General features: G+C 67.3%; 26 protein-coding genes. 9 read left to right on the forward strand and 17 right to left on the reverse strand.

Annotated features, from left to right (window positions below; translation table 11 throughout):
• Entirely contained in the window at window positions 1-846 is an 846-nt protein-coding gene (locus ACFWF1_RS35220) for an ABC transporter permease (RefSeq protein ID WP_379289637.1), read from the reverse strand.
• Between the two features lie 51 nt (window positions 847-897).
• On the opposite strand from ACFWF1_RS35220, the gene ACFWF1_RS35225 reads away from it, so the two are divergent.
• Window positions 898-1,107 carry a hypothetical protein gene (locus ACFWF1_RS35225; protein ID WP_379289635.1) on the forward strand — a complete coding sequence of 70 codons (210 nt, stop codon included), beginning with the start codon at window positions 898-900 and terminating at the stop codon, window positions 1,105-1,107.
• Window positions 1,108-1,284: 177 nt separating this feature from the next.
• On the opposite strand, the gene ACFWF1_RS35230 is transcribed toward ACFWF1_RS35225, so the two are convergent.
• Window positions 1,285-2,373: a calcium:proton antiporter gene (locus ACFWF1_RS35230; protein WP_379289634.1), complete on the reverse strand. Its 1,089-nt coding sequence runs from the start codon at window positions 2,371-2,373 to the stop codon at window positions 1,285-1,287.
• Window positions 2,374-2,449: 76 nt separating this feature from the next.
• Complete coding sequence (locus tag ACFWF1_RS35235; RefSeq protein WP_379289632.1) at window positions 2,450-2,854, reverse strand: PPOX class F420-dependent oxidoreductase; 405 nt, start codon at window positions 2,852-2,854, stop codon at window positions 2,450-2,452.
• A 162-nt stretch (window positions 2,855-3,016) separates the two neighbouring features.
• On the opposite strand from ACFWF1_RS35235, the gene ACFWF1_RS35240 reads away from it, so the two are divergent.
• Window positions 3,017-4,012: a DUF4189 domain-containing protein gene (locus ACFWF1_RS35240; RefSeq protein WP_379289630.1), complete on the forward strand. Its 996-nt coding sequence runs from the start codon at window positions 3,017-3,019 to the stop codon at window positions 4,010-4,012.
• A gap of 7 nt (window positions 4,013-4,019) precedes the next feature.
• On the opposite strand, the gene ACFWF1_RS35245 is transcribed toward ACFWF1_RS35240, so the two are convergent.
• A complete protein-coding gene (locus tag ACFWF1_RS35245) occupies window positions 4,020-4,415 on the reverse strand; it encodes a nitroreductase/quinone reductase family protein (protein WP_379289629.1) in 396 nt (131 codons plus the stop codon).
• Window positions 4,416-4,630: 215 nt separating this feature from the next.
• Between ACFWF1_RS35245 and ACFWF1_RS35250 the strand changes: the two genes are divergently transcribed.
• Window positions 4,631-5,791, forward strand: coding sequence for an FG-GAP repeat domain-containing protein (locus ACFWF1_RS35250; protein WP_379289627.1), 1,161 nt, complete (start codon window positions 4,631-4,633; stop codon window positions 5,789-5,791).
• Between the two features lie 6 nt (window positions 5,792-5,797).
• On the opposite strand, the gene ACFWF1_RS35255 is transcribed toward ACFWF1_RS35250, so the two are convergent.
• The gene (locus ACFWF1_RS35255) at window positions 5,798-6,601 is read right to left on the reverse strand and encodes a transglutaminase family protein (RefSeq protein ID WP_379289626.1); all 804 of its coding nucleotides are present in this window, start codon (window positions 6,599-6,601) and stop codon (window positions 5,798-5,800) included.
• 141 nt (window positions 6,602-6,742) lie between these two features.
• Between ACFWF1_RS35255 and ACFWF1_RS35260 the strand changes: the two genes are divergently transcribed.
• Complete coding sequence (locus tag ACFWF1_RS35260) at window positions 6,743-7,408, forward strand: phosphate uptake regulator PhoU (RefSeq protein ID WP_379289624.1); 666 nt, start codon at window positions 6,743-6,745, stop codon at window positions 7,406-7,408.
• A gap of 3 nt (window positions 7,409-7,411) precedes the next feature.
• On the opposite strand, the gene ACFWF1_RS35265 is transcribed toward ACFWF1_RS35260, so the two are convergent.
• Entirely contained in the window at window positions 7,412-8,323 is a 912-nt protein-coding gene (locus ACFWF1_RS35265) for a LysR family transcriptional regulator (RefSeq protein WP_379289622.1), read from the reverse strand.
• A 70-nt stretch (window positions 8,324-8,393) separates the two neighbouring features.
• Here ACFWF1_RS35265 and ACFWF1_RS35270 point away from each other — a divergent pair, with 70 nt between their 5' ends.
• Complete coding sequence (locus tag ACFWF1_RS35270; protein WP_379289620.1) at window positions 8,394-9,542, forward strand: TDT family transporter; 1,149 nt, start codon at window positions 8,394-8,396, stop codon at window positions 9,540-9,542.
• Between the two features lie 9 nt (window positions 9,543-9,551).
• Here the strand turns inward: ACFWF1_RS35270 and ACFWF1_RS35275 are convergent, their stop codons facing one another.
• Window positions 9,552-10,415 carry an RNA polymerase sigma factor gene (locus ACFWF1_RS35275; protein WP_379289618.1) on the reverse strand — a complete coding sequence of 288 codons (864 nt, stop codon included), beginning with the start codon at window positions 10,413-10,415 and terminating at the stop codon, window positions 9,552-9,554.
• A gap of 45 nt (window positions 10,416-10,460) precedes the next feature.
• Window positions 10,461-11,600, reverse strand: coding sequence for an FAD-dependent monooxygenase (locus ACFWF1_RS35280; protein ID WP_379289617.1), 1,140 nt, complete (start codon window positions 11,598-11,600; stop codon window positions 10,461-10,463).
• 120 nt (window positions 11,601-11,720) lie between these two features.
• Between ACFWF1_RS35280 and ACFWF1_RS35285 the strand changes: the two genes are divergently transcribed.
• Window positions 11,721-12,650, forward strand: coding sequence for a TetR/AcrR family transcriptional regulator C-terminal domain-containing protein (locus ACFWF1_RS35285; RefSeq protein WP_379289615.1), 930 nt, complete (start codon window positions 11,721-11,723; stop codon window positions 12,648-12,650).
• Between the two features lie 46 nt (window positions 12,651-12,696).
• Here ACFWF1_RS35285 and ACFWF1_RS35290 read toward each other — a convergent pair whose 3' ends face one another.
• The gene (locus ACFWF1_RS35290; protein ID WP_379289614.1) at window positions 12,697-13,572 is read right to left on the reverse strand and encodes a haloalkane dehalogenase; all 876 of its coding nucleotides are present in this window, start codon (window positions 13,570-13,572) and stop codon (window positions 12,697-12,699) included.
• A gap of 682 nt (window positions 13,573-14,254) precedes the next feature.
• On the opposite strand from ACFWF1_RS35290, the gene ACFWF1_RS35295 reads away from it, so the two are divergent.
• Window positions 14,255-14,986, forward strand: coding sequence for an HNH endonuclease family protein (locus tag ACFWF1_RS35295; protein ID WP_379289612.1), 732 nt, complete (start codon window positions 14,255-14,257; stop codon window positions 14,984-14,986).
• Here the strand turns inward: ACFWF1_RS35295 and ACFWF1_RS35300 are convergent, their stop codons facing one another.
• Together ACFWF1_RS35300 and ACFWF1_RS35305 are read right to left on the reverse strand one after the other, a co-directional pair.
• Window positions 14,987-16,006: an NAD(P)-dependent alcohol dehydrogenase gene (locus ACFWF1_RS35300; RefSeq protein WP_379289610.1), complete on the reverse strand. Its 1,020-nt coding sequence runs from the start codon at window positions 16,004-16,006 to the stop codon at window positions 14,987-14,989.
• Complete coding sequence (locus ACFWF1_RS35305) at window positions 16,003-16,449, reverse strand: hypothetical protein (protein WP_379289608.1); 447 nt, start codon at window positions 16,447-16,449, stop codon at window positions 16,003-16,005. Before ACFWF1_RS35305 ends, ACFWF1_RS35300 begins: the two co-directional genes overlap by 4 nt.
• Before the next feature lie 129 nt (window positions 16,450-16,578).
• Here ACFWF1_RS35305 and ACFWF1_RS35310 point away from each other — a divergent pair, with 129 nt between their 5' ends.
• Both ACFWF1_RS35310 and ACFWF1_RS35315 read left to right on the forward strand, forming a co-directional pair.
• Window positions 16,579-17,370 carry a helix-turn-helix domain-containing protein gene (locus tag ACFWF1_RS35310; protein ID WP_379289606.1) on the forward strand — a complete coding sequence of 264 codons (792 nt, stop codon included), beginning with the start codon at window positions 16,579-16,581 and terminating at the stop codon, window positions 17,368-17,370.
• A gap of 123 nt (window positions 17,371-17,493) precedes the next feature.
• A complete protein-coding gene (locus ACFWF1_RS35315) occupies window positions 17,494-18,795 on the forward strand; it encodes a lipase family protein (protein WP_379289605.1) in 1,302 nt (433 codons plus the stop codon).
• 64 nt (window positions 18,796-18,859) lie between these two features.
• Here the strand turns inward: ACFWF1_RS35315 and ACFWF1_RS35320 are convergent, their stop codons facing one another.
• The 6 genes from ACFWF1_RS35320 to ACFWF1_RS35345 all read right to left on the reverse strand — a co-directional run bounded on the left by ACFWF1_RS35320 (window position 18,860) and on the right by ACFWF1_RS35345 (window position 26,398).
• Window positions 18,860-19,783, reverse strand: coding sequence for a LysR family transcriptional regulator (locus tag ACFWF1_RS35320; protein ID WP_379289603.1), 924 nt, complete (start codon window positions 19,781-19,783; stop codon window positions 18,860-18,862).
• A 59-nt stretch (window positions 19,784-19,842) separates the two neighbouring features.
• Window positions 19,843-21,408 carry a hypothetical protein gene (locus tag ACFWF1_RS35325; RefSeq protein ID WP_379289601.1) on the reverse strand — a complete coding sequence of 522 codons (1,566 nt, stop codon included), beginning with the start codon at window positions 21,406-21,408 and terminating at the stop codon, window positions 19,843-19,845.
• Window positions 21,393-22,160 (reverse strand): ABC transporter ATP-binding protein, encoded by a 768-nt coding sequence (locus ACFWF1_RS35330; RefSeq protein ID WP_379289600.1) that lies wholly within the window; start codon window positions 22,158-22,160, stop codon window positions 21,393-21,395. Before ACFWF1_RS35330 ends, ACFWF1_RS35325 begins: the two co-directional genes overlap by 16 nt.
• 73 nt (window positions 22,161-22,233) lie before the next feature.
• Entirely contained in the window at window positions 22,234-23,436 is a 1,203-nt protein-coding gene (locus ACFWF1_RS35335) for an FAD-dependent oxidoreductase (protein ID WP_379289598.1), read from the reverse strand.
• 185 nt (window positions 23,437-23,621) lie between these two features.
• Complete coding sequence (locus ACFWF1_RS35340; protein WP_379289596.1) at window positions 23,622-24,281, reverse strand: PadR family transcriptional regulator; 660 nt, start codon at window positions 24,279-24,281, stop codon at window positions 23,622-23,624.
• Window positions 24,282-24,364: 83 nt separating this feature from the next.
• Window positions 24,365-26,398, reverse strand: coding sequence for a DHA2 family efflux MFS transporter permease subunit (locus ACFWF1_RS35345; protein ID WP_379289594.1), 2,034 nt, complete (start codon window positions 26,396-26,398; stop codon window positions 24,365-24,367).
• Between the last annotated feature and the right edge of the window lie 102 nt (window positions 26,399-26,500).

Consider the following 26,500-nt stretch of genomic DNA (forward strand, 5'->3'; position numbering starts at 1 on the left):
TCAGACCAGCCTGGTCGGCAGGAACATCTCGACCACCTGGGTGACGCCGAGGTTGACGATCGCGATCGACACCACCGACAACACCACGGCGGCGTTCACCGCGTCGGCGACCCCGCGCGGTCCGCCCTTGGCCTCCAGCCCGCGCTGGCAGGCGATGACCACCACCAGGAAGCCGAACAGGGCCGCCTTGAGCAGTGACACCCACACGTCGGCGACGGTGGTGAAGGAGCCGAAGGTGGCCCAGTAGCTGCCGGGGGTGACGTTCTGGCCGCCGACCGCGACCGCGTAACCCGCGACGATGCCGACGAAGATGATGAGGATGTTCAGCAGCGGCGCGACGACGATCATCGCGACCAGCCGCGGAATCACCAGGCGCGGAATCGGACTGATGCCCATGGTGTTGAGCGCGTCGATCTCCTCGCGGATGGTGCGCGCGCCGAGATCGGCGGCGATGGCCGCGGCGCCCGCGCCGCCGAGCAGGAAGCCGGTGGCCAGCGGCGCGCCCTGTTTGATCACGCCGAGGCCGCCGGTCGCGCCGAGCAGTGAGTCGGCGCCGAGGGTGTGAATGAGGTTGCCGACCTGAATCGAGACGATGACGCCGAACGGGATCGCGATGAGGATCGCGGGGATCGCCGTGACGGTCACCAAGCGCCAGGCCTGGGTGGTCGCCTCGCGCCACTGGAATTGGCCGCGCACGATCCCGGTGACCGTGCCGGTCACCGATTCCCGCGCGATATCGACGGCGCGACCGAACGTCCGCAAAGACGAGACGACCGTGTCGGAGAAGTTCCTGCGGACGATACGAACGGCAGAGGCGCTCGAGCGAGCCCGGGTCACAGGCGCCACGCGTGGCCCCGGCCAAGCCGGTGTGTCTCAGGTTTCACAATTGCTCTCTCCATGATGGGCGTCACTGCCACCAAGAAGCTATCGGTGACGATCGGTCACAGTAAAGCTGATCACGGTGTGATCATCGCCTCCTCTTTATTGGCCGCTGATCAGCCAAAAGCGCTGGTCAAACCTCTCCAAATGGAAGCAGTTCGCCGTTCTGCAACAAGTTATCAGCGCATTTTGCTAAGCAATATGATGCGTATCACGCAATCTGGTTAACTCTTAGCAAGATCGCGGTGTGATTACGGTGCGGGCTAAATCAGCAAAAAGGACAAGGTAGACGCGATATCGCGACGAGGCGGTGCACGATGGGACAACAGTCGGCATATCAAAATACGTGACCCCGGTCACTCGATCGCGAATTCGGTTTCTTATCCGTGAGCTGAGTCACGCTCCCTATGGACTGGCCGCGAGGAAGACAAAAGCGGAGAAAAGCGCCAAATGCACCCCGCCCTGTAAAAGCGTCGCGCGGCCGGGCACGACCGTCAGCACACCGACCACGATCGTGAGCGCGAGCAACACCATTTGCGTTGCGCCGAGCCCGAGTTCCAGCGGACCGTCCAGCCAAATGGTGGCGACGGCGATCGCCGGGATGGTCAGGCCGATGCTCGCCATGGCCGAGCCGAGCGCGAGATTGAGACTGATCTGCACCTGATCGCGACGCGCCGCACGCACCGCGGCGAGGGTCTCCGGCAGCAGCACCAGCAACGCGATCACCACCCCGACTGCGGACGGCGGCAGCCCGGCATCGGCGACGGCCGACTCGATGGACGGCGAGACCACCTTGGCCAGCCCGACCACACAAACCAGCGCGACGAACAGCATCGCGAGGCTGAGCAGTGCGGCTTTCGCGGTGGGCGACGTGCTGTGCTCGTCGTCGGTAACCACGCCGTCGCCCTCGACGGGCAGGAAGTCGTCCGGATGACGCACCGTCTGGACCATCACGAACAGCCCGTACAGCGCGAGCGAGGCCACTGCGGCGAAGGCCAGTTGCCCGGCGGAGAACTCCGGCCCCGACTGACTGGTGGTGAAGGTCGGCAGCACCAGGCTGAGCGTGGCCAGGGTCGCGACCGTGGCCAGCGCCGCGCCGGTGCCCTCGGCGTTGAACACCGCGACCCGCCTGCGCAGCGCGCCGACCAGCAGGGAGAGGCCGAAGATGCCGTTGCAGGTGATCATCACCGCGGCGAAGACGGTGTCGCGGGCCAGCGAGGCCGCCTTGTCGCCGCCGGAGATCATCAGCGTGACGATGAGCGCCACCTCGATGACGGTCACCGCGACCGCGAGCAGCAGCGACCCGAACGGCTCGCCGACCCGGTGCGCGACCACCTCCGCGTGATAGACCGCCGCGAGCACCGCGCCGATCAGCGCCGCGGCCACCACCACGACGGCCACCCCGGACAGGCTTCGCCCCCAAGTGGCGGCCAGCGCGAGGGCGGCGAGGATAGGGATGAACACGGTCCAGCGGTCGGTCAACACACGGATCATGAGATCCATCGTTGCAGCTAACCCTCCGCATACTGGTCAGAGCGGTGCCGCAGGGCGATTTGCCCGGTTTATCGGGTCAGTCGTGGTTCAGCGCGTACCCGGTGAGGCCGGTGGGCCGGATCGCGATCGCCACCCGGTCCTTCGCGTCCGGCGGCACCTTCGGGCCGTTGCCGTAGCGCTCGGACAGGCTGGAGTAGAGCTCGCCCTCCTTGTCGTCATCGATGTGATCGACCACGCCGCGGACCTCGATGTAGCGGTACGGATTCTCCGGGTCGTAGATCGAGATCGACACGCGCGGCTCGTGCTCGAGGTTCTTGAACTTCTGCCGGAAGTTGGTGTGGGTGAACCAGATGAACTCGCCGTCCCACACGAACCACATCGGGTTCACCTGCGGCGCGCCGTCCGGCCTCGTCGTGCCGAGGCTCGCGTAGATGGGTCGCACCAGCAGGTCCCGCACCTTCTCGGGAATCTCGATCGTCATACACCCTCCAGTCGATATGTGCGTTGTCCGCAGCTACGAAACTACGCGTCGCCCGGCGCTTTCCGGCGCTGCGCCGGTGCCCCCACTGACAGGGGCAGATAACTGGCCGTGGAGCCGATACCCTGGCTCGGCCTTGATCAAGACGAACAGCAGCGGGGGCGCATGTCATACCCACCCGGCCAGTATCCCGGGCAGCCTTACGATCCATACGCGCGACCGGACGCGCAGGAGGGTGGTCAGCAGACTCCCCAACGCACGGATCCGACGCTGCTCAATCCGATGGGCCAGCAGGGTCCGGCCTATGTGCCGCCCTCGGATCCGACGCTGCTCAATCCGCTGAGCCAACCCGGCCCGGGCTACGTGCCACCGTCGGATCCGACGCTGCTGAACCCGCTGAGCCAGCCGGATCCGGGCTATCAGCAGGGGCAGCCCTACACTCCGCCGCCGCAGCCGTACGCGCCGAATCCGCAGTACCAGCAGGCTCCGCAGTATCAGCAGATGCCGTATCAGCAAGCGCCGCAGCAGTATCCGCCGCAGCAGGGTGGTTTCCCGCCGGGGCCGCCCGGCCAGGGATTTCCACCGCAGCACGGGCCCAACGGATCCGGCTCGGGTGGCGGCGGTGGAAAGGTGCTCGCCGTAATCGGTTCGATCCTGCTCACCGTGGTCGTGATCGCCGGGATCATCGGGCTGAAGGTGTGGAAGAGCACGGTCAAGCACAACCGGATCGACGCGAGTGAGACGACCACCAGCTTCACCGTCTCCACCAGTACATCCGGTGCGCCGACCACGCGGCCGAGCGCCAAGCTGCCCCCGCTGACCACCGCACCGCCGACCACGGCGCCGACGACGAAAGCCGCCGCGACCGTGTGGATCGCGGCCGCCTACAACGACAAGACCAACGAAGTGCATTGGGCCAGAAGCTCACTCGGCCAGGACGCCGCGGTCGGCCAGGCGCAGTCCGCGTGCGGCGCCTCCTGCCAGGAACCCATCTGGTCGAGAGACGCCTGCGTCGCGTTCGCCTTCGGCCGGGGCGGCGGCTGGGCCTCCGCCTGGGGCACCACCATCAACGAGGCACAGGACAAGGCGGTGGCCAAGGCGCAGGGCGACTGGAATGTCCCCGGCCCCTTCGAATTCTGGTCGAAGTGCGCCAAGGACTAACCGGCAGTTAGGTGTCCAGATCGATCCGGACGGTGAGCAGGTCGGTGCCGACCAGCTGGACCACCGCGCTGTTGCCGCGCGGCAACGCACGCAGCCGGGCGCGCACGTCGTCCTCGGGTAGCAGCTGCGCGGTGCCGGTGTACCACTGACCGTGCAGTCGTACGCGAACGCGGTTGTTCGCCTTGATGTTTCGGATGTACTGCGAGCGCTCGCCGAACTCGGAGACCAGCCAGAAGGCATTGTCGACTTTGCGGCCGCCGATCGGGGTGATGCGCGGTTGCCCGCTCACCCGGCCGACGGTTTCCAGCAGCTGCTGGGCGGGCAGCTTGCGCTGCAACGGATTGACGACGCGACGCTGCAAAGTCGTCACCACTCGATGCTGAAGATCGCGCTTGCTCGGCATGCGGCGACGGTAGCACTGGGGCGCGATATGGGCACAGTGCCGCGCGGCGTGCGTGAATGTGCGACACAGTGACGAAAGTGCTTTTGGCGCAATGCCACACCGGATTACCGGCCCGGTAGGCAATCCGACGAATTGGCAGGATTACCGTCGCCCCTATGTGATGTAGGTCATAAAGTCCGTGCCCTGTAATAACTCTCCGCACACCAGGACATTTCATGGACGCTTCATCCTTGCATTCGCGCGGCCTAGCTCTCGCCGTCGCCGCCGCGGCACTGTCCCTGATCGGCACCGGCCTGATCGCTCCCGCCCCCGCGCACGCCGCGGGGGCGATCTCTTTCGCGCCGAAGGTGGATTCGCCGTCCGGCGGCCAGTTTCCGTCCTGGGGGCCGGGCCCATCCCCGATCGGCACCGTCACCGCCGACTTCAACGGCGACGGTAAGGCCGACGTCGTCGCGGCCGATTTCCAAGGGGCGGGGCCGATTCTGATGACCGGCAAGGGCGATGGCCGATTCAACACCGGCACTCGGGTGGGCGATGTCGGCATCGGTTTCGGCGCGATCGGCGTCGGCGATCTGAACGGCGACGGCAAGCCCGATGTCGTCGCGCAGGCGTGGACAACGATCGCGACGTTCCTGAACAACGGCGACGGCAGCTTCCGCCCGGCCGAGAAGTACACGACTCTCGAAGGCGCGCAACAGGAAGTGATCGTCGCCGACGCCAATGGCGACGGCAAGGCCGACGTGCTCAGCCTGGCGCCCGCGGGCGTGCAGACCTGGCTCGGCAAGGGTGACGGCACCCTGGACGCCGGGCCGACCAGCCTGATCCCCGGGGTCGCCGCCGCGTTCACCGTCGGAAAGTTCAACTCGGACAACAAGATCGATATCGCGGTGAACAACGACGCGCTGCAGCAGGTGCACGTCTTCACCGGCAACGGGGACGGCAGCTTCACCCGGCGCGGCGCGAGCACGTCCGGCCTGATCACCGAGGACGTGCGCGCGGGCGACTTCGACGGCGACGGCATCGACGACGTGATCACCGCCGATTCGTTCTCCTTCAGCACCACGCTGCTGCTGTCCGACGGGAACGGCGGCTTCAAGAAGACCGACCGGGTGAACGTGTCCGGCCTCGGCCCCACCAGCATCGCGGCGGCCGACTTCAACAAGGACGGCAAGCTCGACGCCGCGATGTCGGCGGTGCTGAACTCCCGGATCGTGATCTTCACCGGCAACGGCGCAACCGTCGGCAAGACCGGCGATTTCGGCGTCACCTCGCAGCCGCAGACGCCCGTCATCGCCGACTTCGACGGTGACGGCAAGCTCGACGTGGTGGTGGCGGGCAGCGCTAATGCGGTGTCGTTCCTGAAGAACATCTCCTGATCGTGGTCACCAGATCGACGTCGGGGTGACGTTGTCGTCGAACGGCAGATAGCCGTCGACCAGGGCGGTGACCTGCAGACTGTTCACGGTGATCTCGCCGCCGTGGTTGTCCAGGAACGCGACATCGGAGGCGTCGCGCCCGGTGGCGATCCGGACCAGCGTCGAACGCGGGGCCAGTCCGGTGGCGTCGAGGGCCCGCCAGGCGCCGTCGACGTAGGCCTCGGCGACCGCGTGGAAGTCCATCGGCGAACAGCCCGGCGCGTACACCGACACCACCCGCGCGGGCACCTTCACCGCGCGCAGCAGTGCCACGACCAGATGCGCGAAGTCGCGGCACACCCCGGCACCGGACAGCAGCGTCTCCACCGCACCGTCGATGGGGTCGCTGCTGCCCGCGACGTAGCGGATCCGGCGCCCGACCCACTGCGACACCTCGACCGCGAGCTGGGCATCCGGTGTGCCGGAACCGAATTCGGTGGCGGCGAAGCCGAGCAGCTTGTCCGACTCGGCGAACCGGCTCGGCCGCAGATACAGCGCGCGGTCGTAGTCGGAGCTCGGCTCCGGTAGCGCGGTGCCGAGCACGGTCGCGGTGTAGTGCGCGCGCAAAGTGCCTGGGCCGACGGAGAATTTGTGAATACGGGTGCCGTGCGGGCCGAGGATCTCCCACGGCGCGACGGCCCAGCCGTCGAGCTCGAACATCAGCGATTCGTTCAGATCCAGATTTGTCTGCCGTGCGACGGCGATCTGGAATTCGAGCGTGGTCGGCGCGGTGATCGCCACTTCCAGCTGGGCTGAGACATCGCGCTTCACACCACAATCCTGTCAGCCGCGGTCAAGTGCCCTTCCCATTTTCGACCACATAGTGCCCACTTCGCATCATCTGCACTGTCAATTCATGTTCAAGCGGGGATTAATGTGCCCGGCCGCGCGGAGATGGGCGAGAATTTGCGCGTGCGCACCCAGTTCACCCGCGAGCTCGTCGCGTTGACCAATGATTTGACGCTGATGTGCCGGCTCACCCACGATGCGGCCGAGCGGGCGACCGACGCACTCGTCGGCGCCGATCTCACCGCCACCTACGAGGTGTTCGCCCTCGATGAGCAACTACAGAAAATGTACGGCGCATGCGAGGCACGGACGGTGGTGCTGCTCGCGTTGCAGGCGCCGGTCGCCCGCGATCTGCGGCACGTGGTCACCGCCATCCAGATCGCCACCGAGTTGTCCCGAATCGGCGGCCTGGTCAGTCAGGTCGCCGATCAGGTGTATCAGAGTCATCCGGGACATGTTGCGCCGCAACCGATTCTCGAGATTCTCGCCGAGATGGGCAGGCTCGCCGCGACCAGGACCGCGCTCACCGGCGAAGCCGTCGCCACCGGCCATCAGGAGCCGCCCGCCGAACACGATCCCGGCCTGCACGCGATGGAACTCTTGCACAAGCAACTACATTCGGCCCTCGCCGCCCCCGCGTCGCCGCAGCCGACCGCCGACGCCATCACCATCGCGCTGCTCGCCAACCACCTGGAACGCTGCGTCGAGCACACCGCGCGCATCGATCGCCTGATCCGCTTCCTGGACACCGGCGTTCCGCCCACCGCGCAGCCCGCCGACAGTGCGTGAGTCCTATCGGTCGGTGGCGCGAGCGATCGCGTAGAGGTCGCGGGCAGGGCCGGTCAGTCGCTGACCCGTCGGCCACACCGCGCGCAGGGTGCGGTCCAGTTCGAGGTCGGTGACCTTCGGCGATACCAGGGTGCCCGCGGCGATTTCGGCTGCTACCGCAAGGGAACTCAGTACCGCCGGGCCGACATCGGAGGCAACGGCCGTCTTGATCGCGGTGGTGGAGGACAGCTCGAGGGCGACCTCGGGTTTCCAGCCGGGCAGCTGGCGAGACACCGCGTGCTCGAACCAGTTTCGGGTGCCCGAGCCGGTTTCCCGTTGAATCAGTGCGGTTTCCGCGAGCTCGGCCAGGGTTACCGCGCCGCGGCGGGCCCAGCGGTGGGTCGGTGCCACGACGACCACGAGGCGGTCGTGTGCGACGACGTGCGACTCGAGGCCGGGGAAGTTCTGCGGGCTCTCGATGAAACCGATGTCCGCTTTGTTGTCGAGGACCTCCTTGGCGACCTCGACGGAGTTGCCCGACTCCAGCGCGATGGCGGTGCCCGGCGCGGTGGCCCGCAGCTTCATCAGCCAGGCCGGGAAGAGGTATTCGGCGATCGTCTGGCTGGCCGCGACGCGCAGGTGTGAGGCGCGCTCGGCGCGCAAGGTGTCGATGCCTGCGTCGAGTTGTTCGGCCGCGCGGACCACGCCGCGGGCCCACTCCGCGATCAGCGAACCGGCGGGCGTCGGCCGGGAGCCGAGGGTGGTGCGTTCCAGGACAGGCATGCCGACCAGCTTCTCCAGGTAGCGCATACGCGAGGACGCTGAGGGCTGGCTGATGCCGTGTGCCGCCGCCGCCCGACCGAGGCTGCCCAGCTCGATGACCGAAAGCAGCAGGTCGAGTGCGGCCAGGTCCGGGACACGGGGCGACAAGGGCATAGAACGAGTCTATGCATACATAGGAATAGAGCGGCTACCTGGCGCCGCCATATCCAGCGACGCTGGAGCCATGACCGCCACAGTGACCTTCCGCCCCGCAGCACAGCGGCGTCTGGTCGGCGAGCTTCGTGCCGACCGCCACCGCCGACCCGGCTCGCTGCGCCAACTCGGCCCGAACTGGTTCGCCGCGGTGATGGGCACCGGCATCGTCGCCACCGCGGCTGCCACCCTGCCGCTGCAGTTCCCCGGCCTGCGCGGTGCCGCGACCGTCGTGTGGGCGCTGGCCGCCGCGCTGCTGGTGGGCTTGACCGTCGCGTGGATCGCACACTGGGTGCGCTTCCCCGATACCGCTCGCGACCACCGCAACCACCCGGTGATGTCGCAGTTCTTCGGCGCACCGCCGATGGCTCTACTGACCGTCGGCGGCGGCACCCTGCTGCTCGGCTCCGACGTTATCGGGATGTCGGCCGCCGTAGCGATCGACTGGGTGCTGTGGACCATCGGCACCGTGCTCGGCCTGCTCACCGCCCTCGCCATCCCCTACCGGATGTTCACCAGGCACCGCATCGCCGCCGACGCCGCCTTCGGTGGCTGGCTGATGCCCGTTGTGCCGCCGATGGTTTCGGCCGCGATGGGCGCACTGCTCGTCCCACATACCCCGGCGGGCCAGCTGCGCTTGACCATGATCCTGCTCTGCCTCGCCATGTTCGGACTGAGCCTGCTCGCCGCCCTGATCACCATCACCATGATCTGGTCGCGCCTGGTGCATCACGGCACCCCCCAGGCGGGCATGGTGCCCACCCTGTGGATCGTGCTCGGCCCGCTCGGCCAATCCGTCACCGCCGCAGGCCTACTCGCCAACGCCGCGCCCGCCGCCCTGCCCGACCTCTACGCCAAGGGCTTCCTGGTCTTCTCGGTCATCTTCGGCATCGCCACCTGGGGCTTCGCCATGCTCTGGCTGGCACTGGCCCTCGCCATCACCGTAAAGACCGTCCGCGCAGGCGAATTGACCTTCACCCTGACCTGGTGGGGCTTCACCTTCCCGCTCGGCACCTGCGTCACCGGCAGCACCGTCCTCTACACCCACACCGGCGCAAATCTCTTCGCCGCGACCGCGATCGCCCTGTACGTGCTACTGGTCACCGCCTGGTCGGTAGTCGCGGTACGAACCGCCCGCGGCGTGCTGAGCGGCAGCCTGCTACGACCCGCGACAGGCTAGCCGCCACTCTCAGTCCAGCAGCGGGAAACGGCCGGAGTGCAGCAGACCCGCGATGGCGTCCATCTTCGCCTGTGGCGCAGCGTAATCCGGGTGGGCGCGCAGTACGGCGGCTGCGTCGTGGAGGCTGATCATCTGCTGCTCGGCCTGGACGACGGTCCGGCCGCCGGGGGTGATCGGGTGGCGGGCGAAGTTCGGTTTGCGGGGGTCGACGCGGCCGAGGGCGACGGCCTTGTCGACGCGGCGCGAGCAGCGGCAGAACGCCTCGGGATTGGCCAGGCCGCAGGTGGCGGTCAGGAAGTTGCCGAGGCGTTTCTTGGCGCGCTCCAACCGCTTTCGGTAGGCGGCCGGGGTGACGTCGAGGATCCAGGCGGCGTCGGTGGAGGTGAGTTCGAAGACGTCGCCGAGGACGAAGGCGACGCGCTCGTCGCGGGCCAGGCACTGCAGCATCGCTTGACTGCAGTTGAGCCGGACCTCCTCGGTGAGCAGGGTCGCTTCCGGGCCGCGATAGTCCGCTTCCGCGAGCCCGTCGGCCAAGCCGTCCCGATAAGCGTCCAAACTCAGATGGGCCGCCTCCTGCGGCGTCTGCCGTTTCAGGTTCAGCAGGTAGTTGACACCGATCCGATAAGCCCAGGTAAGCAGCTTCGCCTCGGCCCGCCAGGTACCGAGGTTGCCGAGCACTCGTAACAGGATCTCCTGAGTCGCGTCCTCGGCCTCGGCCGGGCGCCACACCATCCGCAGCGCAAGCCGATACAGCGGATCCTGCAACAGGCGCACCACATCCGCGATCGCATCGCGATCCCCGGCGACAGCCCGCCCGACCAGCTTTCGCTCCGCCACCGCGACCAGCTCACCGTCTTGCGCCTCCGTACCCATCTAGCCATCTTTCGGCCGGTGAGCGCCTCGGCGCAAGCCGATATGTCAGTAGTCCTTCAGGGTGACCAATTCCGGGTCGGCCTCCGGCGGGTTGGCGGCCATAGCGTCGAAGACCTCCTGCGGCGGCGGCTCGGCGAACAGCATGCCGACCACCTCGATGGCGCCCTCCTGACTGGTTTTCACGTAGTCGCGCAGCTGGTTTTCATAGCTGGTGAACGCGGCTTCGTAATCGCCTGCGGCGGTGGCCAATTCACCGGCCAGCAGGTACGCCCCGATCAGCGCCAGCGAGGTGCCCCGGCCGGACAGCGGTGAGGCACAGGCGCACGCGTCGCCGAGCAGCACCACCCGGCCCGACGACCAGGTGTCCATCCGAACCTGACTGATCGGCGTGAAGTAGAGGTCCGGCGCCGCCGCCAGATCCCGCAGCAGGCGCGGGATCACCCATCCGTCCCCGGCGAAGTGGGCCGCGATGATCCGCTTCTGTTCGTCGAGGTCGCCGCGGTCGTAGTCGATCGGGTCCGAGCCGAAGTACAGCGCCGCGCGGGCCTCGGTGTTGTCCCTGGTGCTGAACATATTGGCGGTTCTGCCGCTGGCGAGCTGGCAGCCACGTCCCTCGTAGTCGAGGTCGAGGAAGTTGTCGGTGGCAAAGATCGCGTTGTAGATGCCGAGATGGTGGATGTAGTTCGCGTGGTCGCCGAAGGCGAGCGCGCGCACCTTCGAGTACAGCCCGTCCGCACCGACCACCAGATCGAACCGGCGCGGCTCGCCGTGCTCGAAACGCACCAGCACACCGTTGGCGTCCTGCTCGACGGCGGTGATCGAGTTGCCGAACACGTACTCGGTCTGGTCCTTCGTCAGCGCGTAGAGGATGTCGGTCAGATCGCTCTTGAGCACCTCGAGCTCGCCAGCGAAGATCGCCGCGGGCATCGTCACGATATGGCGGCCGTCGGTGTCGACCACCTCACTGTCGCGAATGGTGGTGCTGCACTTGCGAACCTCGTCCAGGATGCCCATCCGCTCGAGCACCGTCATGGCCGCGCCACGGAAGTCGACCGCGTACCCGCCGGGGCGCGGCGCCGCCGCCCGCTCGATCACCGTCGGCGTGTAGCCGTGCCTGCGCAGCCAGTACGCCAAGGCCGGGCCCGCGACTCCGGCGCCGGAAATCAGGATGTTCATGTTCGTCATGACGTTCCCACTTCGTTCGCTGCGCGTCGTGCTGTCCATATACAACGTACATGACATTAAGTACAGCGTACAAGCCGTACTATCCACTTACTTGCTGGAAAAGTAGCTAGTATAATTCGCATGCGTACTAGTACAGCTGATGCCGCTGACGCCACTCCGCCATATCTGCGCATCGCCGGCGAGATCCAGGACCGGATCAGCTCCGGCGAACTGCGGGTGGGCGATCGGGTGCCGTCGGCGCGGCAGATCACCAAGGAGTGGGGCGTCGCCATCGCCACTGCGACGAAGGTGCTCGCTGCGCTCCGCCAGGAGGGCGTGGTGCGCGCGGTGCCCGGCGTCGGCACCGTGGTGGACACCCCGCAGGCCGCTCCCCCGCGTGAGCGCGTCCGCGATACCGAACTGACCGCTGAGTTGGTGGTGCGCACGGGCATCGCGATCGCCGATGCGGAGGGGATGGCCGCGCTGTCGATGCGCCGCGTCGCCGCCGAACTCGGCGTGCCAACGATGTCGCTGTATCGCCATGTGGGCAGCAAAGATCGACTGGTGCTGCTGATGGCCGACGAGGCGTTCGGGGAAGCCGAACTTCCCGATGCACCGCCCGCCGGGTGGCGCGAACGCCTGGAAGTCCTTGCGCGCCTGCAATGGGCGATGTATCACCGGCACCCATGGGTGGTCGCGGCCCTGTGGGTGAACGACCCGGAGCCCGCGCCGAAGTTGCTGGCCCACACCGAATGGGCCGTGCGCGCGTTCGGCGATCTCGGTCTCGATCCGGATGCCGCGCTCTACGCGCACGTCTCGTTGTACAGCTACGTACGTGGCGTCGCGGTGAACCTCGAACTGGCGACAGGGGCGCGGCGGGCGGGGACGCCGGTCGAACCGTGGGAAGTCCGCGAGCGCAAGTTCGAGCACTTGCTGGCCAGCGGCCGGTTTCCGACGCTCGCGGACTTGAACGAGCGCAACGACTTCGAGTTCGATATCGACAAGCTTTTCGACTTCGGCCTGCACCGCCTGCTGGACGGGTTCGCCGCCTTCGTCGCGCCGCGCGACTGATCGACGGTGGCGGGGTCGGGCTCGGCCGGCCCCGCCGCGAGGCTGTTCAGGGGAGGGCGGGCGTTGTGGTGACGAGCGCGTGACGGTGCAGCCAGTTCGCCACCGCCGCACCGATTTCGTCCGGCCGATCTTCGGGCACGTGATGGCCGGCGGGGCCGATCGGCTCGACCTCGACACTCGCGAACGTTTTTGCGGCCCAATCGATCACCTCGGGTGATCCGAGGCCGACTCCATTCGCCAAGCCCAGCACCAGTTTGGGCACCTCGGGGGTCCGCGCTGCCCACTGCCCGTAGTTCTCTACGATCGCCACCACGTCCGCGGGCTCGCCGCCGAGCGGGAACTCGCGCGGCCACACCAGCATCGGCTTGCGCGACTCCGGCGTGGGGTAGGGCGCGCGGTAGACCTCGTGATCCGCGGGCGACAGGTTCGCCACGCCCCTGGGCAGGTTGAATTCGATGAACATATTCTCCGCCAACACCATTCGCTCCCCCTCCGCGCTGCGGAACTTGCGGAACAGTTCGGCGCCGAGCGGCGGCATCTCGTCCCAGCTCATCGGCCGCAGGAAGGTCTCGATCAGCGCGATGCCGCGCACCCGGCCCGGATGCCGGGCGGCCCAGTCCTGGCCGAGCGCGCCGCCCCAGTCGTGGCCGACGATGACCACCTGGTCCAGGTCCAGCGCATCGAACCAGGCGTCCAGGTAGCGGGCGTGATCGACGAACCGGTAGTCGCTATCGGGCTTGCCGGACTCGCCCATGCCGATCAGATCGGGTGCCAGCGCCCGGGTTTGGTCGGTGACGTGCGGAATCACGTTGCGCCACAGGTACGAGGAGGTGGGGTTGCCGTGCAGGAACACCACCGGCACCGAGCCGGTGCCCGCGTCGCGGTAGGAGATGAACGAGTCGAGAACGTCGACGGTAGCCATGAGCTGTCCTTCCAAAGGTCCGGCTTTGTTGCCTTCACCCGGTTTGGACACGGGATACGGCCGCACTGTGACCGCCGCAGAAGTGACGCTCGTCACGGCCCTGACCGGCCGCAGGTCGCTCCGAACCCGCCGATACGATCCCGCAACTGACCGGCACATCCGTACGAATCCAGTAGTTATAGCCGCCAGACTGAAATGAACCTGAGAATACTGCCGAATCAGGGCGATCGACTTGCCAAGATCAAACCCCGTTATCTACTGTTTCGATACGTAGCAACAAGCAAGGTCGGGACGGAGACAAGCGGTGCGAGAGCGAGAGGCGAATTCCCAGTCGGGGGTAGCACTCTCAGCTGACACCGAGCGAATCCCGATCTGCCCCTAGTCATCACGAGCGAGCTCGCCCGGCGCGGCTCGACACCTCGGGTCCTCCCTCATCGGCCCTGTGGTGTCGACGGGTGCGGAATACGGACTGGACAACCATCCGCCCCACCGCGCGACCGTCGATCCCCCTCGTGATCAGCCACCCTCGAGTCGGCGCCGGCACGGCGACTCGAGGGTGGTTTCATGTCTCAACCCCCCTTGCCTGTGCGGAACGTCATACCCCGCAATCACTTCCGCGACCTCGTCCTCCGGATACGTTGGCGCCCGATATAGTTCAGGGTGGTTGGCGTTAGGAAGCTCGATGAAGTTCACCGTTCAGCGGCTCGCTCTGATAGGGCTGGCCATCGCGACATTCATCGGACTGTCCTACTACTACGTGAACCGAGTCGAATCCCCCAGCGCGAACGCCGCGTGCGGCAACGGATCCGCGCTGGCCTGCGCCAATGCCCCGGCCAGCATGCCGAGCCACGACGCGCTCGCCATGCTCGACACCATCCGGGTGGCCGGCCGCGCCGCCAAAACCGGTTACACCCGTGAGCAATTCGGCACCGCCTGGACCGATGACGTGTCGGTCCCCGGTGGTCACAACAAGTGCGACACCCGCGACGACATCCTGCAGCGTGACCTGACCGAGGTCACCTTCAAGGACAACAGCAAGTGCGTCGTCGCCACCGGCACCCTGAACGATCCGTACACCGGCAAGACCATCAAGTTCGTCCGCGGCCCGAAGACCTCCGACGATGTGCAGATCGACCACATCATCCCGCTGTCGGACGCCTGGCAGAAAGGCGCACAACAGCTTTCCGCCGCGCGTCGCCAGGATCTGGCCAACGATCCGCTGAACCTGCAGGCCGTCGACGGCCCGACCAATCAGTCCAAGAGCGACTCCGACGCCGCCACCTGGCTGCCGCCGAACAAGGGCTACTGGTGCGCGTATTTGACCAGGCAGATCCAGGTCAAGGCGGCCTACCAGCTCTGGGTGACCCAGGCCGAGAAGGACGCCATGACACGGGAACTCACCGGCTGCCCCTAGTCAGGGCATCGTCACGACGACCTTGCCGAACGGGTTGTCGTCGCGGAAGTACCGGTACGCCGCCACCGCCTCGTCGAGCGGGAACACCCGATCGATGAGCGGCCGCATCCGATGTTCGCTGATCGTCCGGTTCATCGCCTCGAAGTCGGTGCGGCTGCCGACGGCGATCCGGCGGATCGACGCGTACTGGGTCCCGAACACCTCTGCGACCGACTCGGCCACCGGCGATTGCACCGCGCCGATCATGGTGACCTGCGTGTTGTATCCGCCGGAGCGAACGGATTTCGACAGTGTCGGCAACCCGACAGCGTCGACGACGTGCTCGACGCCGAGGCCGCCGGTCAGGTCCTGCACCGCCTGATCCCAGTCCGGCGTCTCGGTCGAGACGATCACCTCGTCCGCTCCGAGCTTGCGCAGCCCTTCGGCCTTGCCCGGGCTGGAGGTGACGGAAAAGACCCGCGCGCCCAGCATTTTGGCGTGCTGCACGGCGAACAGCGCGACCGCTCCGCTACCCACCGTCAGCACCGTCTCGCCGGGCACCACCGGCACCGGCTTGGTAAGTGCCGCCCACGCAACGACTCCCGCGCAGGTCAGCGTCGCCGCCTCCACGTCGGTCAGGTGCGCGGGCACGTGCACCACCGAATCCTCTTCGATCACCGCGTAAGTGGCGAGCAGGCCGTTGAAGTTGGCGCCGTACTGTTCGGCCGCCATGGCCAGTCGCTGCGGGCCGTCGATCCACCGCACGAAGTAGCTCGCGGTGATCCGATCGCCGAGCGTCGCACGGGTCACGTTCTCGCCCAGGGCGATCACCTCGCCGACACCGTCGGAGAGCGGGATGATGCCCGGGGTGGCGGGCAGCGGGTAGACGCCGTCCATCAGCATCAGGTCGCGGCGATTGACCGAGGCCGCACGGACCCGGATCACCACCTGATGCGGACCGGGCTCGGGAACTTCTTGCGCCGCGGTGGTCAAGCCGTCGAGGCCGCGCAGCGGATCAAGGTGGTAGGCAATGCCATTCATCGCACACCCACAATGAACTGGTGGTCGGACAGGATCCGGCCCTCGTCATCGAGGCCGATGACTTCGAAACCGCCACCGGCGACCGAACCGTCGGCCTTGGCCACCATCGTCCAGCTCACGCCGATCAGCCCGGCGGGCAACCGGATCGGCGCCTCCTCGACCGCGAACTCGTACTCACCCGACTCGATGAACATCTCGTAGGCCCGAGTCACCCTGCGGTCCATCGCTTCATGGCCGCGGACCTCCAGCGGCGGCATCGGGAACTGCAGGCGCTCAGCCTCTTCCCGCATTTCCACCGGCGGATCGACCAGGGTCTGCGCACCGGTCGGCGCCCAGAGTTCGCGGATCTGCTTGCCGCGGGCCGCGGCGTCGGACTCGTTCCACTGCGCGGCGTACTGCTGGGCGAATCGGGCTAGCTCGTTGTCGTTCAGTTGCTTGCTCATGGGACATAGTTTTGCGATCGCGGCGATACCGCGCGATTCCCGGCAGGGAATAGCGCAATCACCGCGCAACTGCTTGTTCATACCCTCCGCGGAATCGCACTGCCGTCCAGGTCGGATAAGACTGTGGACATGACAACGGCGATAGAAGCACCGGGGTTCGCCCGTGAGCTCAAGCACTGGCGGACCCTGCGCCGGGTCAGTCAGCTCGACCTAGCGATCCGCGCGGACACCACGCAGCGACATCTGAGCTTCCTGGAACAGGGGCGTTCGCGGCCCGGACGCACCATGGTGGTGCGGCTCGCGGAATCGCTGGATCTGTCCCTGCGGGAACGCAACGATCTGCTGCTGGCCGCGGGATATGCACCCGCCTTCCCCGAATCCGATTTGGATACACCGGAATTGGGCCCGGTGCGGGACGCATTGAAGACGATCCTGGACGGCCACCTGCCCTATCCGGCGATCGTCGTGCGGCCGCGCGGGGTGCTGCTCGCCGCCAACGCGGCCTTCACGGTGCTGACCGAGGGTGCCGCGCCCGAGCTGCTGCAGTCGCCGATCAACGTGTTGCGCCTCGCGCTGCATCCGGACGGGCTGGCCAAGCGGGTGGTGAACCTGCCCGAGTGGGGCAAGCACGTGACGGAGGCCCTGCGCGGGCGGGTGTCCCGCAGCCCCGATCCGGCACTGGCCGAGTTGATCGTCGAACTGGAAGGCTATCTCCCGCAAGCGGAACCGGGCCCGGACCACCTCGGTTTCGCGGTGCCGCTGCGGCTGCGCAGCGACGACGGCGAGCTGCGGCTGATCACCACGCTCACCTCGTTCGCCACGGCCACCGACATCACCCTGGCCGAGCTGCACCTGGAGGCGTTCCTGCCTGCCGACGAGCAGACGGCGGAGATCCTGCGCAAGCGCGCGGCGCGGGGTTAGGCCGAAACGCGGTACGGCGCGCCGTCATCGGCGGCGCGACCGACCGACGGGTCTATACAAACAAGACATCTTTCTCGTATCTTTGGCGAGCGCTCGTTCTCTACGTGAGGGATGACACAGCCAATGAAGAATGTGTTCCGCGCCATCGTTTGTGCCGCCGTGCTCGTCGTCGGTTTCGGTCAGGCCACCGCCGCACCGCTGCCGCCGATGCCGCCCGATCAGAACCAGCTACCGGACCTGCCCAAGGAACCCGGCATCTATCGGATGCTGCCGGTGCCCGACCCCGCGAACGACGCGTGGTACCGACCACCCGCGGACCTGGACTCGCTGGCCAACGGCCAGATCATCCGGACCCGCGACGTCGGCACCTGGGTGCTCGGCATCCCGATGCCGCTGACCACCCGCCAGATTCTGTTCCGCACCACCGACTCTCGCGATCGGCCCGCGGCCACCACGACCACCGTGCTGATCCCGGGGATTCCGTGGACGGGTAGTCCGCGCCCGATCCTGTCGTATCAGGAAGCGATCGACGGCAATTCGGCGCTGTGCAATCCCTCCTACACGTTGCGCGCGGGCGTCTTCAAGGAGATCACCCTGCTCGCCGGATTCCTGGCGCAGGGCTTCGCGGTGGTCGTCACCGACTTCGACGGTTTCGACGGAACCCAGTTCCTCACCTTCGGCGAGGGCAAGATGGTGCTGGACGGGATCCGGGCCGCGAAGAACGAACCGGGGCTCGGTCTCGCCGATTCGGCGGCGGGCCTGTACGGCTATTCCGGCGGCGGCAGCGGCACGGCGCGGGCGGCGGAGATGCATCGCTCGTACGCGCCGGACGTGCTGGTGCTGGGCTCGGCGCAGGGCGGCGTGCCCGGCGACATGGTGTCGATCGCCCGGCAGAACATCACCCACGATCAGGGCATCGCCAATTTCAGCGGGCCGTCGAATTTCACTATGTGGCTGGCACTTTCGAACCTGGCCGCGACCTATCCCGAGGTTTTCGATCCGACGGAATTCCTGACCGAGCAGGGTCAGGCGGTGCTGTCCAACGTCGAAGGCCGATGCATCTACACGGCCGCGATGACCGGCGCGTATCGCCCGGTGGCGGACTATCTGAAGCCGGGCAAGGGCCTCGATGATCCCGGTATCCAGCGAATCCTGGTCGGGCAGAGCCTCGGCCAACCGCAAAACCTGCCCGATATGCCGGTGCTGATGTGGCACGCGATCTGGGACGAGCTGCTGAGCTTCCCGGATGCGATCAAGTCCACGGTGGATTCGTACTGGGCCAACGGCGTCGACCTCCGGTACTTCACCAACCCGATCCCGGAGCACGTGGTCGGCGACGTCACTGCGGTCCCCGTAGCCGAAACCTGGATCAGCGCTGTCCTGCGCGGCCTGTCCCCCGGCCCGAAGTTCCGCATTGGTATCTGACGCACCACTGCTGGTTTTCCCGCACCGAGGCGGATTCAGGTGCGGGAAATCAGAATTGGTGCGGCTACCAGGTTCGGGCGGCGGCGCGTAGGCGGGCGTGGACCAGGTCTACGTGCGGGCGGGTGTCCGGGCCGGGGCGGCGGACCAGGAAGCCGGTGTTGATCGGCGGGTCCGGCGGGTCGAGCAGGGTGACCAGCGCGCCCGAATTCAGTTGGGCCGCACAGAGATAGCGCGGCAGAACGCTGACGCCCGCGCCTGCGGCGACCGCGGCGGCGACCGCGCGCAGGTCCGCGACGATGACGGCCGCTTCGCCGGTCAGCCGGATCCCGAAGACGTGTCGCCAATACCGGCGCAGGATCGGCAGATCCGGCGCGTAACTGACGAGCGGCACCGCGGCCAGGGCAGCCGGGCCCTCGACGCCCAGCCGCGCGGCGTCGATCCGTCCGGCCACGGCGGGCGCGGCGACCAGGACGAATTCCTCGTCCGTCAGCGCCTCGGCGACCACGCTGCGCCCCCGCGGCCGCACCGTCGACACCACCAGGTCATAGTGACCCGCGCGCAGCCCGGCCAGCAGATCCTCCGAGAGGCCTGCGGTCACCGTCAGCCGGACGCCGTGCATAATCAGCGGCGCAAGTGCCGGAAGGGCTTGTACCGCAAGCATTTCCGCAGGACCCGCGAGCCGGACCGGCGGCTGCGGTTCATCCTCGGCGGTAATGGAACGCCCGGCAACGGCATTCAACGCGTCCAGCGGTTCGGCGATCCGCGCGGCCAATTCGGCGGCCGCCGCGGTCGGCGCCACCCCGCGCGGCAGTCGCTCGAACAGCCGCTGCCCCACCCGCTTCTCCAGCGCCTGCAACTGCGCGGTCACCGTGGGCTGCGACAACCCGACCAGCCGCGCACCGCCGGTGATGGACCCCGCGCGGTGCACGGCCAGAAAAGTGCGCAACTGATTCAGATCGAGACTGCCATCGGAATCCCTATCGCTCACCCGCCAAGTCTATTGCCTCACCGATGCGCCCGCGCTGGCGTTCGGACTAGCCGCAGCGTTTACTTGGGGCGGACGGCGGCGAGGAGTTCCGGCCCCTGGGTCATCAGGCGCTGCTCCGCAAAGCGGGCCGCGAGGATGGCCGCGGCGACGCCGGTGCCGATACCTACCGGGACCGCGAGCCATTCGACAGCCGTGAGCTCGGTGAAGTGGCCGATCAGCAAAACGATCAGCACCGGAATCACCGCGAACAATTGACCGAACAGCACCGTGAACTGGAGCAGCACCTTCGCACAGCCAGGGTTACCCGAACCGGAGAACGGATTGCCGGTGCGTGGCGGGATCGGATACGGCGCGAGTGCCGACATGAGCACGGCCGCGCCGACGCCGACGCCGAGCGCGGCGGCATACAGTGAGAGCACCCAGGGATACAGGCTCCACCGGCCGAGCGCGCCCGGCAGGATCAGCGCGAGCAGCACCGTCGGCAGTCCGAGCACGATCAGCAGTGCGAGCAGGCGCCCGCGCACGTCCGCGCGCACCGCGCCCGGGGTGACGAGGGTCTGCCAGACGGCGGTGCCGTCGTAGCCGTACAGGTTGGCGCCGGCGAGTGCGGCGAACGAGGCCGCGGTGACCCCCGCGAACGGCACGGCACCGGTGCCGCTGCCCTGGAAGGCGGGGAACACCGGCATCAGGATGCCGACCACCAGCACCGGCAGCAGCGCGGCCCGGCGGCGACTGTCCCGCGACCAGGTGCGCAGTTCCTTGATCAGCACGGCGCCGACCGGTCCGCGCTGGCGCACCCGGCCGAGCAGTCCGCCACCGGTGCTGCCCGCCACGGAGTTCATCGGCGCGGTCAGCCGGCGGGCCAGCAGCACCGCCCAGGCCTGCCACAGGCCGAGCGAGACCACGATCAGACCGGCCAGCGGCAGCACTGCGAGCAGCCAATTACTTTGTGCCGCACCCTCTACCGCGACGGAAGCCCAGCCGGAAGGAATCCAGCGCACGGTCGAGGACGCCCAGGGCGGTAGGTCGCGCAGCGCACTCACGTGCGACATCAGCCAGCTCATCGGGTAGTACGCGACACCGAGCAGACCGGCGAACAACACGCCGATGTCTTTGCCGCGCCGTGACCGCATGGCGGCACCGACCCAGGCCAGCACCACCCGGGACAGCAGCACCACGAACACCAGCTGCAGCACGATCCCGACCACCGCGACCAGCGTTGCCGCCCAACCCAATTGGGCCGCGAGCAGGACCAGACCGGCGAAGGCGATCAGATTGATCACCGGCGCGGGCCCGGCGAACGCCGCGGCGAGCAACCCGCCGGCCAGCTGCCTGCTGCTGAGCGGCAGCAGCCGCAGATGCTCCGGTTGAATGGTCTCGTCGCTGCTGCCGATCAGCACCGGGCCGCACAGCCAGCCGAGCGTCCAGATCCCGAAAAACGTTGCGGCAATGGTGATCCCGGCCTTGACGTCACCGTCGCGCACGGCGAACCCGATCAGCGCCGCGGTAATGACCGCGAAGACGGCGCCGATCAGGACACCCATCACGAAGCTGAAGCCCTGCCAGCCGTCGTTCAGCGCCCGCCTGGTGAGCAGCAGCCGCAGCCGGATCAGGAGGCCAGCCACGACAACCCGTCCTCTCCGCCGACCCGGCCACCGACCAGCCGGACGAACGCCTCCTCCAGGGTGGTGCCGCCGCGCACCTCGTCCGTCGTGCCCGCCGCGACCACGCGTCCGGCGGTGATCACCGCGACCCGGTCACACATGCTCTCCACCAGCGCCATCACGTGACTCGACAGCACCACCGCGCCACCGGCCGCGACGAAGCGCTGCAGGATGGTGCGAATCGTGCTGCCCGACACCGGATCCACCGCCTCGAACGGTTCGTCGAGCACCAGCAGTTTCGGCGCGTGCAGCAGCGCGGTCGCCAAGCCGATCTTCTTGCGCATGCCCGCGGAGTAGTCGACCACCAAAGTCTTTTCGGCACCGGTCAATTCGAAGACGGCGAGCAGTTCGTCGGCGCGCTCGGCGACGGTCTGTTCCGGCATGCCGCGCAAAAGGCCGGTGTAGGTGAGCAATTCGCGGCCGGTGAGCCGTTCCGGCAGCGCTAGACCGTCCGGCAGCACGCCGACGAGGGTCTTCGCGCGGACCGGATCGGCCCACACGTCGGCGCCGAAGATCTCGGCGCGACCATGGTCCGGTCGTAGCAGTCCGCAGGCCATGGACAGGGTCGTGGTCTTACCCGCACCGTTCGGGCCGACCAGGCCGAAGAATGAGCCCGGCGGGACCGCCAGGCTCACGTTGTCGACGACCCATGGTCCGCCGAAGCCTTTACACAGGCTGGTCAGGTGCAGCGCGGGCTGATGGTCAGGTTGCATGTGTTCCCCCGGAGTCCTTTCGGATCGATGTTCTCCAAGGGTACGGACCATCAGCCCGCGTGGTTCGAGCGAATCAGGCAGTTACCGCGAGTTCTTTCTGCACCGGGGCGTCCCAGTCGATCCGGTAGCGCTGCTCGTGTCCCATGCTCTTCTCCGGGTTCATCAACTTGATGAACGCCGGGGCCAGCAGCTTCATCATCGCGCGCCCCGCAGGCCCGAGGGTCTTGCTGTGGTTGGTCTTCGCGGCGCGGGCCGCGACGGCTTCCACCCGGGGACGGCGCAGCTGCTCATAGGTGGTGAACGCGGCCTCCGGCGTCGGCAGATCGCGCAGGCAGCGGGCCACCTGGACGGCACTCTCGATGGCCAGCGACGCGCCCTGCCCCGAACTGTTGGACGGCGCGTGCACCGCGTCGCCGACCAGGGCCATCCGGCCGCGGAACCAGTGCGGCACCGACGGCATGATGTGCAGCGCGCCGGTCACTTCCAGCTGTTCCTCGGTGGTGCGCCGGGCGAATTCGCCGCCGGGCGTGTCGTCGGCGTAGGTCTCGCGCAGGATGCCGAGCCAGTGCGCCTTCGGGATCGCCCGGGCGGCGGTGAGCGACAGGTATTCCTTGTGCGGCAGGTTGGCGCCCCACATCACCTGCCCCTTGCCGGTCGACCCGAACAGGTAGTAGGCCTTCTTGCCGAACGCGAAGGTCATCGATTCCGGCTCGACGCCGTCGTAATCGATGATCGCGCCGAAGCCGAGCATGCCGAGGTATTCCGGTCCCGGTGCGTCCGGGTCGATCAGTCCACGCACCGTCGACCGGATGCCGTCCGCGCCGATCAGCACGTCGGCGGTGGCGGTGCTGCCGTCGGAGAACCGGGCGGTGATGCCCGAGTCCGACTCGACCACGTCGACGAGACGCTTGTTGTATTCGAACGGCACGCCTGCCGCGACCGCGTGATCGTGCAGCGTCTGGTGCAGCTCGCCGCGATCGACCAGTTGCAGGGGCGGCAGGCCCTCCAGCCCGCCCATGAACATGCTCTTGCCGCCGATCGACAGGCCCATCTTGGCGATCGGCAGCGCGATGTCGCGGACCGCGTCGCCCGCGCCGATGACGTCCAGGGCGGCAATGCCGTTCGGCGCGAGCGCGAGCCCGCTGCCGATGTTGTACGACGAGCTGGGATAGGCCTCGTAGACGCGGGCGTCGATGCCCGCCTTCAGCAGCGCGGTGGCGGCCACCGGTCCGGCGATGCCGCCGCCGATGACCAGTGCGGTTCTTGCATTTGACATGGTTGTCTCCAGGTTTGGGTACTGCGGGTGTTTTTCGAATCCCCGAACCAACCCGTGCACCACGCACCCAGTTATCCTGTGGTTGCCAGCCTTGTAGCCGGGTGCGCGCATGCGGGCGCGGTTCGAGACTGTTCAATCGGGCTCGGCGGCGGTGTTGCCGCACCCCGCCGAGCCTGGTCTCGCGTTCAAGACTGTTCCGGTTCGGTCAGCCTCCCTTCCACCGATGCGATGACTTCCGCAGGTGGTATCGCGTCGGCGTGCACCTGCCGCCACCAGCCGACGTCGGGGAACGTCCCTTGCGCGATTTCGTCGCGAAACGAACGGGCCCAAGCCATTTCGGCCTCCAGCATCGCGAGGCCGAATTCGGATTCGACGATGAACAGTCGCGGCAGCCGCATGGCCAAGACCTTGTCGGTTTCCCGGCGCACACCGTCGATGATCTGGCTCAGCGCGTCGATGCGCTTGCCGAGCAATTCGATGACCTCGTCGGGAGGCAGCACCGGGAGAATGGACAGGCCCGCGACGAAGCGGTGTTGCTCCATCTCCGGCACGGCGATCAATTCCCTTGTCCAGTCGGACAGTTCGGCGCGCCCGGCGTCGGTGATCTGGTAGATCACCCGCTCTGGCCGCGCACCGTCACGCTCGCTGCCGACGATCTCCAGGAAGCCGACCTTCTCCAGGCTCTGCACGACCGTGTAGAGCGAGCCCCACTTGATCGCCATGTCGTGGTCTTTGCCGCGGTCACGCAGCGTCTGCGCGATCTCGTAGCGGTGCTTCGGCCGGTCGATCATCGCCGAGAGCACCGCCAGCGCGAGCAGGTTGTTCACCTTGCGTTTCGTGGCCATCACACCTCCTTACTCGTCTACGAATATACGTGCACGAGTATTCGGGAGGCAAGAGGGTTTCGTGACGCGGGTGCGGGCGGATTTCAGGTGCGGGCGGGTTCGTGCTCGCCGGACTCTTGTTCGAGCAGCTTGGCGGCGAGGTTGTCCAGGGCCTGGTCGAACAGCGCGCGGTCGGCGGGATCGTCGTTGTTCCAGTCATCGAGCCTGCTGTCGAGCCAGCGACGCCAGGCAGCCTTCACCCGATCCAACTCGGCCTGACCCTGGTCGGTCAGCCGCAACTCACGGCCGTCGTCGACGAGATAGCCCTTGTCGGCGACCCGGCGATAGATCGGTGCCAGCACGTCGTCCGGCAGCTTGTGCGCCCGCGCGACCGCGTCGAGCGTGGCCCCGCCCTCGACCCGGTCCCGCAGATAGACCTGGCCGAGCGCCCAGGCCTCGCCGCGACTGAGCGTGCTGCCCGCGTCCGCGAGGATGCGCGGGCCGATCGGGCCCTGGGCGTGTTCCTTGCGCATCGTTCCGGCGATGGCCCGCTCCAACTGCACCACCCGGTCCGCGGAGTCGGGCACCGAAAAGCCTTCGCCCACATCGCCCGCGCTGGTTCGGGCGCTGTCGCGCAGCGGCACTTCTTTGAGGAACCAGGCGACCACGAAACCGACCAGCGCGACCGGAACCACCCAGACGAAGACGTGGTCGATGGTATTGGCGTAGGCGTCGATGATCGGCGCTGCCACCTCTTCCGGAACCTTTTGCAGCGCTTGCGGATTCGCCGCGACCTCGGGCGGCACCACCTTCACCTGAACCAGCGCGTCACGCAGGTTCGGGCCGATCTCGTTGCTGTACAGCGTGCCGAAAATCGCTGTGCCGAAAGTACTTCCGAGGGTGCGGAAGAAGGTGACGCCGGAGGTCGCGGTACCGAGCTGCGCGTATGGCACCGTATTCTGCACGACGATGGTGAGCACCTGCATGGTCAGGCCGATGCCGAGACCGAGCACCAGCATGTACAGCGACTCTTCCCAGATGCCGGTGTCGCGGCCCATGGTCGACATCAGATACAGCCCGAGCGCCATCACCAGCGTGCCGACGATCGGGAAGTACCGGTAGTGGCCGGTCTTGCCGACCACCTGGCCGGACAGGATCGACGTCACCAGCAGCCCGGCCACCAGCGGCAGCGAGCGCACGCCGGACATGGTCGCCGAAACTCCGTCCACATACTGCAGATACGCGGGCAGGTAGGTGATCGAGCCGAGCATCGCGAAGCCGCAGATGAAGCTCAGAATCGAGCACACCGTGAACACTCTGCTGCGAAACAAGCCCATCGGCAGCATGGGTTCCTCGGCGCGCAACTCCACCACCACGAACGCCGCGAACAGCAACACCGACGCGGCGAACAGCCCGAGGATCATCGTCGAGCCCCACGCGTACTCCTGCCCACCCCATTCCAGGCCAAGAATGAGGGTGGAAACCGCAACGGCGACAAGGCCGATGCCCGCGTAGTCGATGATCGGCTTGATCACCGCGCGCACCCGCGGAATGGTGCGGGCCGACATCACGATCATGATGATCGCGATGGGCACGTTGACGTAGAAGCACCAGCGCCAGCTCGCATGGTCGGTGAACAGGCCGCCGAGCGTCGGACCGATCACCGTGGTGACGCCGAAGACCGCGCCGAGCGCGCCCTGATATTTACCGCGCTGACGCAGCGGGATGGTGTCGGCGATGAGCGCCATCGCGGTGACCATCAGCCCGCCGCCGCCGAAGCCCTGGATGCCGCGGGCGATGATCAGCAGCGTCATCCCGTTGGCCAGGCCGGCGATCATCGAGCCGACGATGAAGATCAACGCGCTGAGCTGGAAGATCAGCTTGCGGCCGAACAGATCACCGAGCTTGCCCGCCAGCGCGGTCGCCACCGCCTCGGCGAGCAGATACGCCGTGACCACCCAGGCCATATGCCCGGCCTCGCCGAGATCGGCGACGATCGTCGGCAGCGCGGTGGACACGATCGTCTGATCGAGCGCCGCCAACAACATGCCCAGCACAATCGTGGCGAACACAATGTTGATCTTCGCCCGGCTCATCGGCTCGGGGGCTTTCTCGGCGACAGCGACTGCACCGGTCATAGCGAACAGTATGGTCTTTATCCGCCGAGCTGTCCGTCCAGCGACACGACAGAAGCTCAGTGTCGCGAAGCGACTCGATCTGCCTGGCGTGTGCGCGGGAGA

This window comes from Nocardia sp. NPDC060255, from assembly GCF_042727395.1.
Lineage (GTDB): Bacteria > Actinomycetota > Actinomycetes > Mycobacteriales > Mycobacteriaceae > Nocardia.

Bases quoted from the DNA above. Each gene is read 5' to 3' on its own strand.
- ACFWF1_RS35225 (WP_379289635.1), top strand. From the start codon at position 898: ATGATGGGCGTCACTGCCACCAAGAAGCTATCGGTGACGATCGGTCAC.
- ACFWF1_RS35230 (WP_379289634.1), bottom strand. From the start codon at position 2,373: ATGATCCGTGTGTTGACCGACCGCTGGACCGTGTTCATCCCTATCCTC.
- ACFWF1_RS35235 (WP_379289632.1), bottom strand. From the start codon at position 2,854: ATGACGATCGAGATTCCCGAGAAGGTGCGGGACCTGCTGGTGCGACCC.
- ACFWF1_RS35240 (WP_379289630.1), top strand. From the start codon at position 3,017: ATGTCATACCCACCCGGCCAGTATCCCGGGCAGCCTTACGATCCATAC.
- ACFWF1_RS35245 (WP_379289629.1), bottom strand. From the start codon at position 4,415: ATGCCGAGCAAGCGCGATCTTCAGCATCGAGTGGTGACGACTTTGCAG.
- ACFWF1_RS35250 (WP_379289627.1), top strand. From the start codon at position 4,631: ATGGACGCTTCATCCTTGCATTCGCGCGGCCTAGCTCTCGCCGTCGCC.
- ACFWF1_RS35265 (WP_379289622.1), bottom strand. From the start codon at position 8,323: ATGCCCTTGTCGCCCCGTGTCCCGGACCTGGCCGCACTCGACCTGCTG.
- ACFWF1_RS35270 (WP_379289620.1), top strand. From the start codon at position 8,394: ATGACCGCCACAGTGACCTTCCGCCCCGCAGCACAGCGGCGTCTGGTC.
- ACFWF1_RS35275 (WP_379289618.1), bottom strand. From the start codon at position 10,415: ATGGGTACGGAGGCGCAAGACGGTGAGCTGGTCGCGGTGGCGGAGCGA.
- ACFWF1_RS35280 (WP_379289617.1), bottom strand. From the start codon at position 11,600: ATGACGAACATGAACATCCTGATTTCCGGCGCCGGAGTCGCGGGCCCG.
- ACFWF1_RS35285 (WP_379289615.1), top strand. From the start codon at position 11,721: ATGCGTACTAGTACAGCTGATGCCGCTGACGCCACTCCGCCATATCTG.
- ACFWF1_RS35290 (WP_379289614.1), bottom strand. From the start codon at position 13,572: ATGGCTACCGTCGACGTTCTCGACTCGTTCATCTCCTACCGCGACGCG.
- ACFWF1_RS35295 (WP_379289612.1), top strand. From the start codon at position 14,255: ATGAAGTTCACCGTTCAGCGGCTCGCTCTGATAGGGCTGGCCATCGCG.
- ACFWF1_RS35300 (WP_379289610.1), bottom strand. From the start codon at position 16,006: ATGAATGGCATTGCCTACCACCTTGATCCGCTGCGCGGCCTCGACGGC.
- ACFWF1_RS35305 (WP_379289608.1), bottom strand. From the start codon at position 16,449: ATGAGCAAGCAACTGAACGACAACGAGCTAGCCCGATTCGCCCAGCAG.
- ACFWF1_RS35310 (WP_379289606.1), top strand. From the start codon at position 16,579: ATGACAACGGCGATAGAAGCACCGGGGTTCGCCCGTGAGCTCAAGCAC.
- ACFWF1_RS35315 (WP_379289605.1), top strand. From the start codon at position 17,494: ATGAAGAATGTGTTCCGCGCCATCGTTTGTGCCGCCGTGCTCGTCGTC.
- ACFWF1_RS35330 (WP_379289600.1), bottom strand. From the start codon at position 22,160: ATGCAACCTGACCATCAGCCCGCGCTGCACCTGACCAGCCTGTGTAAA.
- ACFWF1_RS35335 (WP_379289598.1), bottom strand. From the start codon at position 23,436: ATGTCAAATGCAAGAACCGCACTGGTCATCGGCGGCGGCATCGCCGGA.
- ACFWF1_RS35340 (WP_379289596.1), bottom strand. From the start codon at position 24,281: ATGGCCACGAAACGCAAGGTGAACAACCTGCTCGCGCTGGCGGTGCTC.
- ACFWF1_RS35345 (WP_379289594.1), bottom strand. From the start codon at position 26,398: ATGACCGGTGCAGTCGCTGTCGCCGAGAAAGCCCCCGAGCCGATGAGC.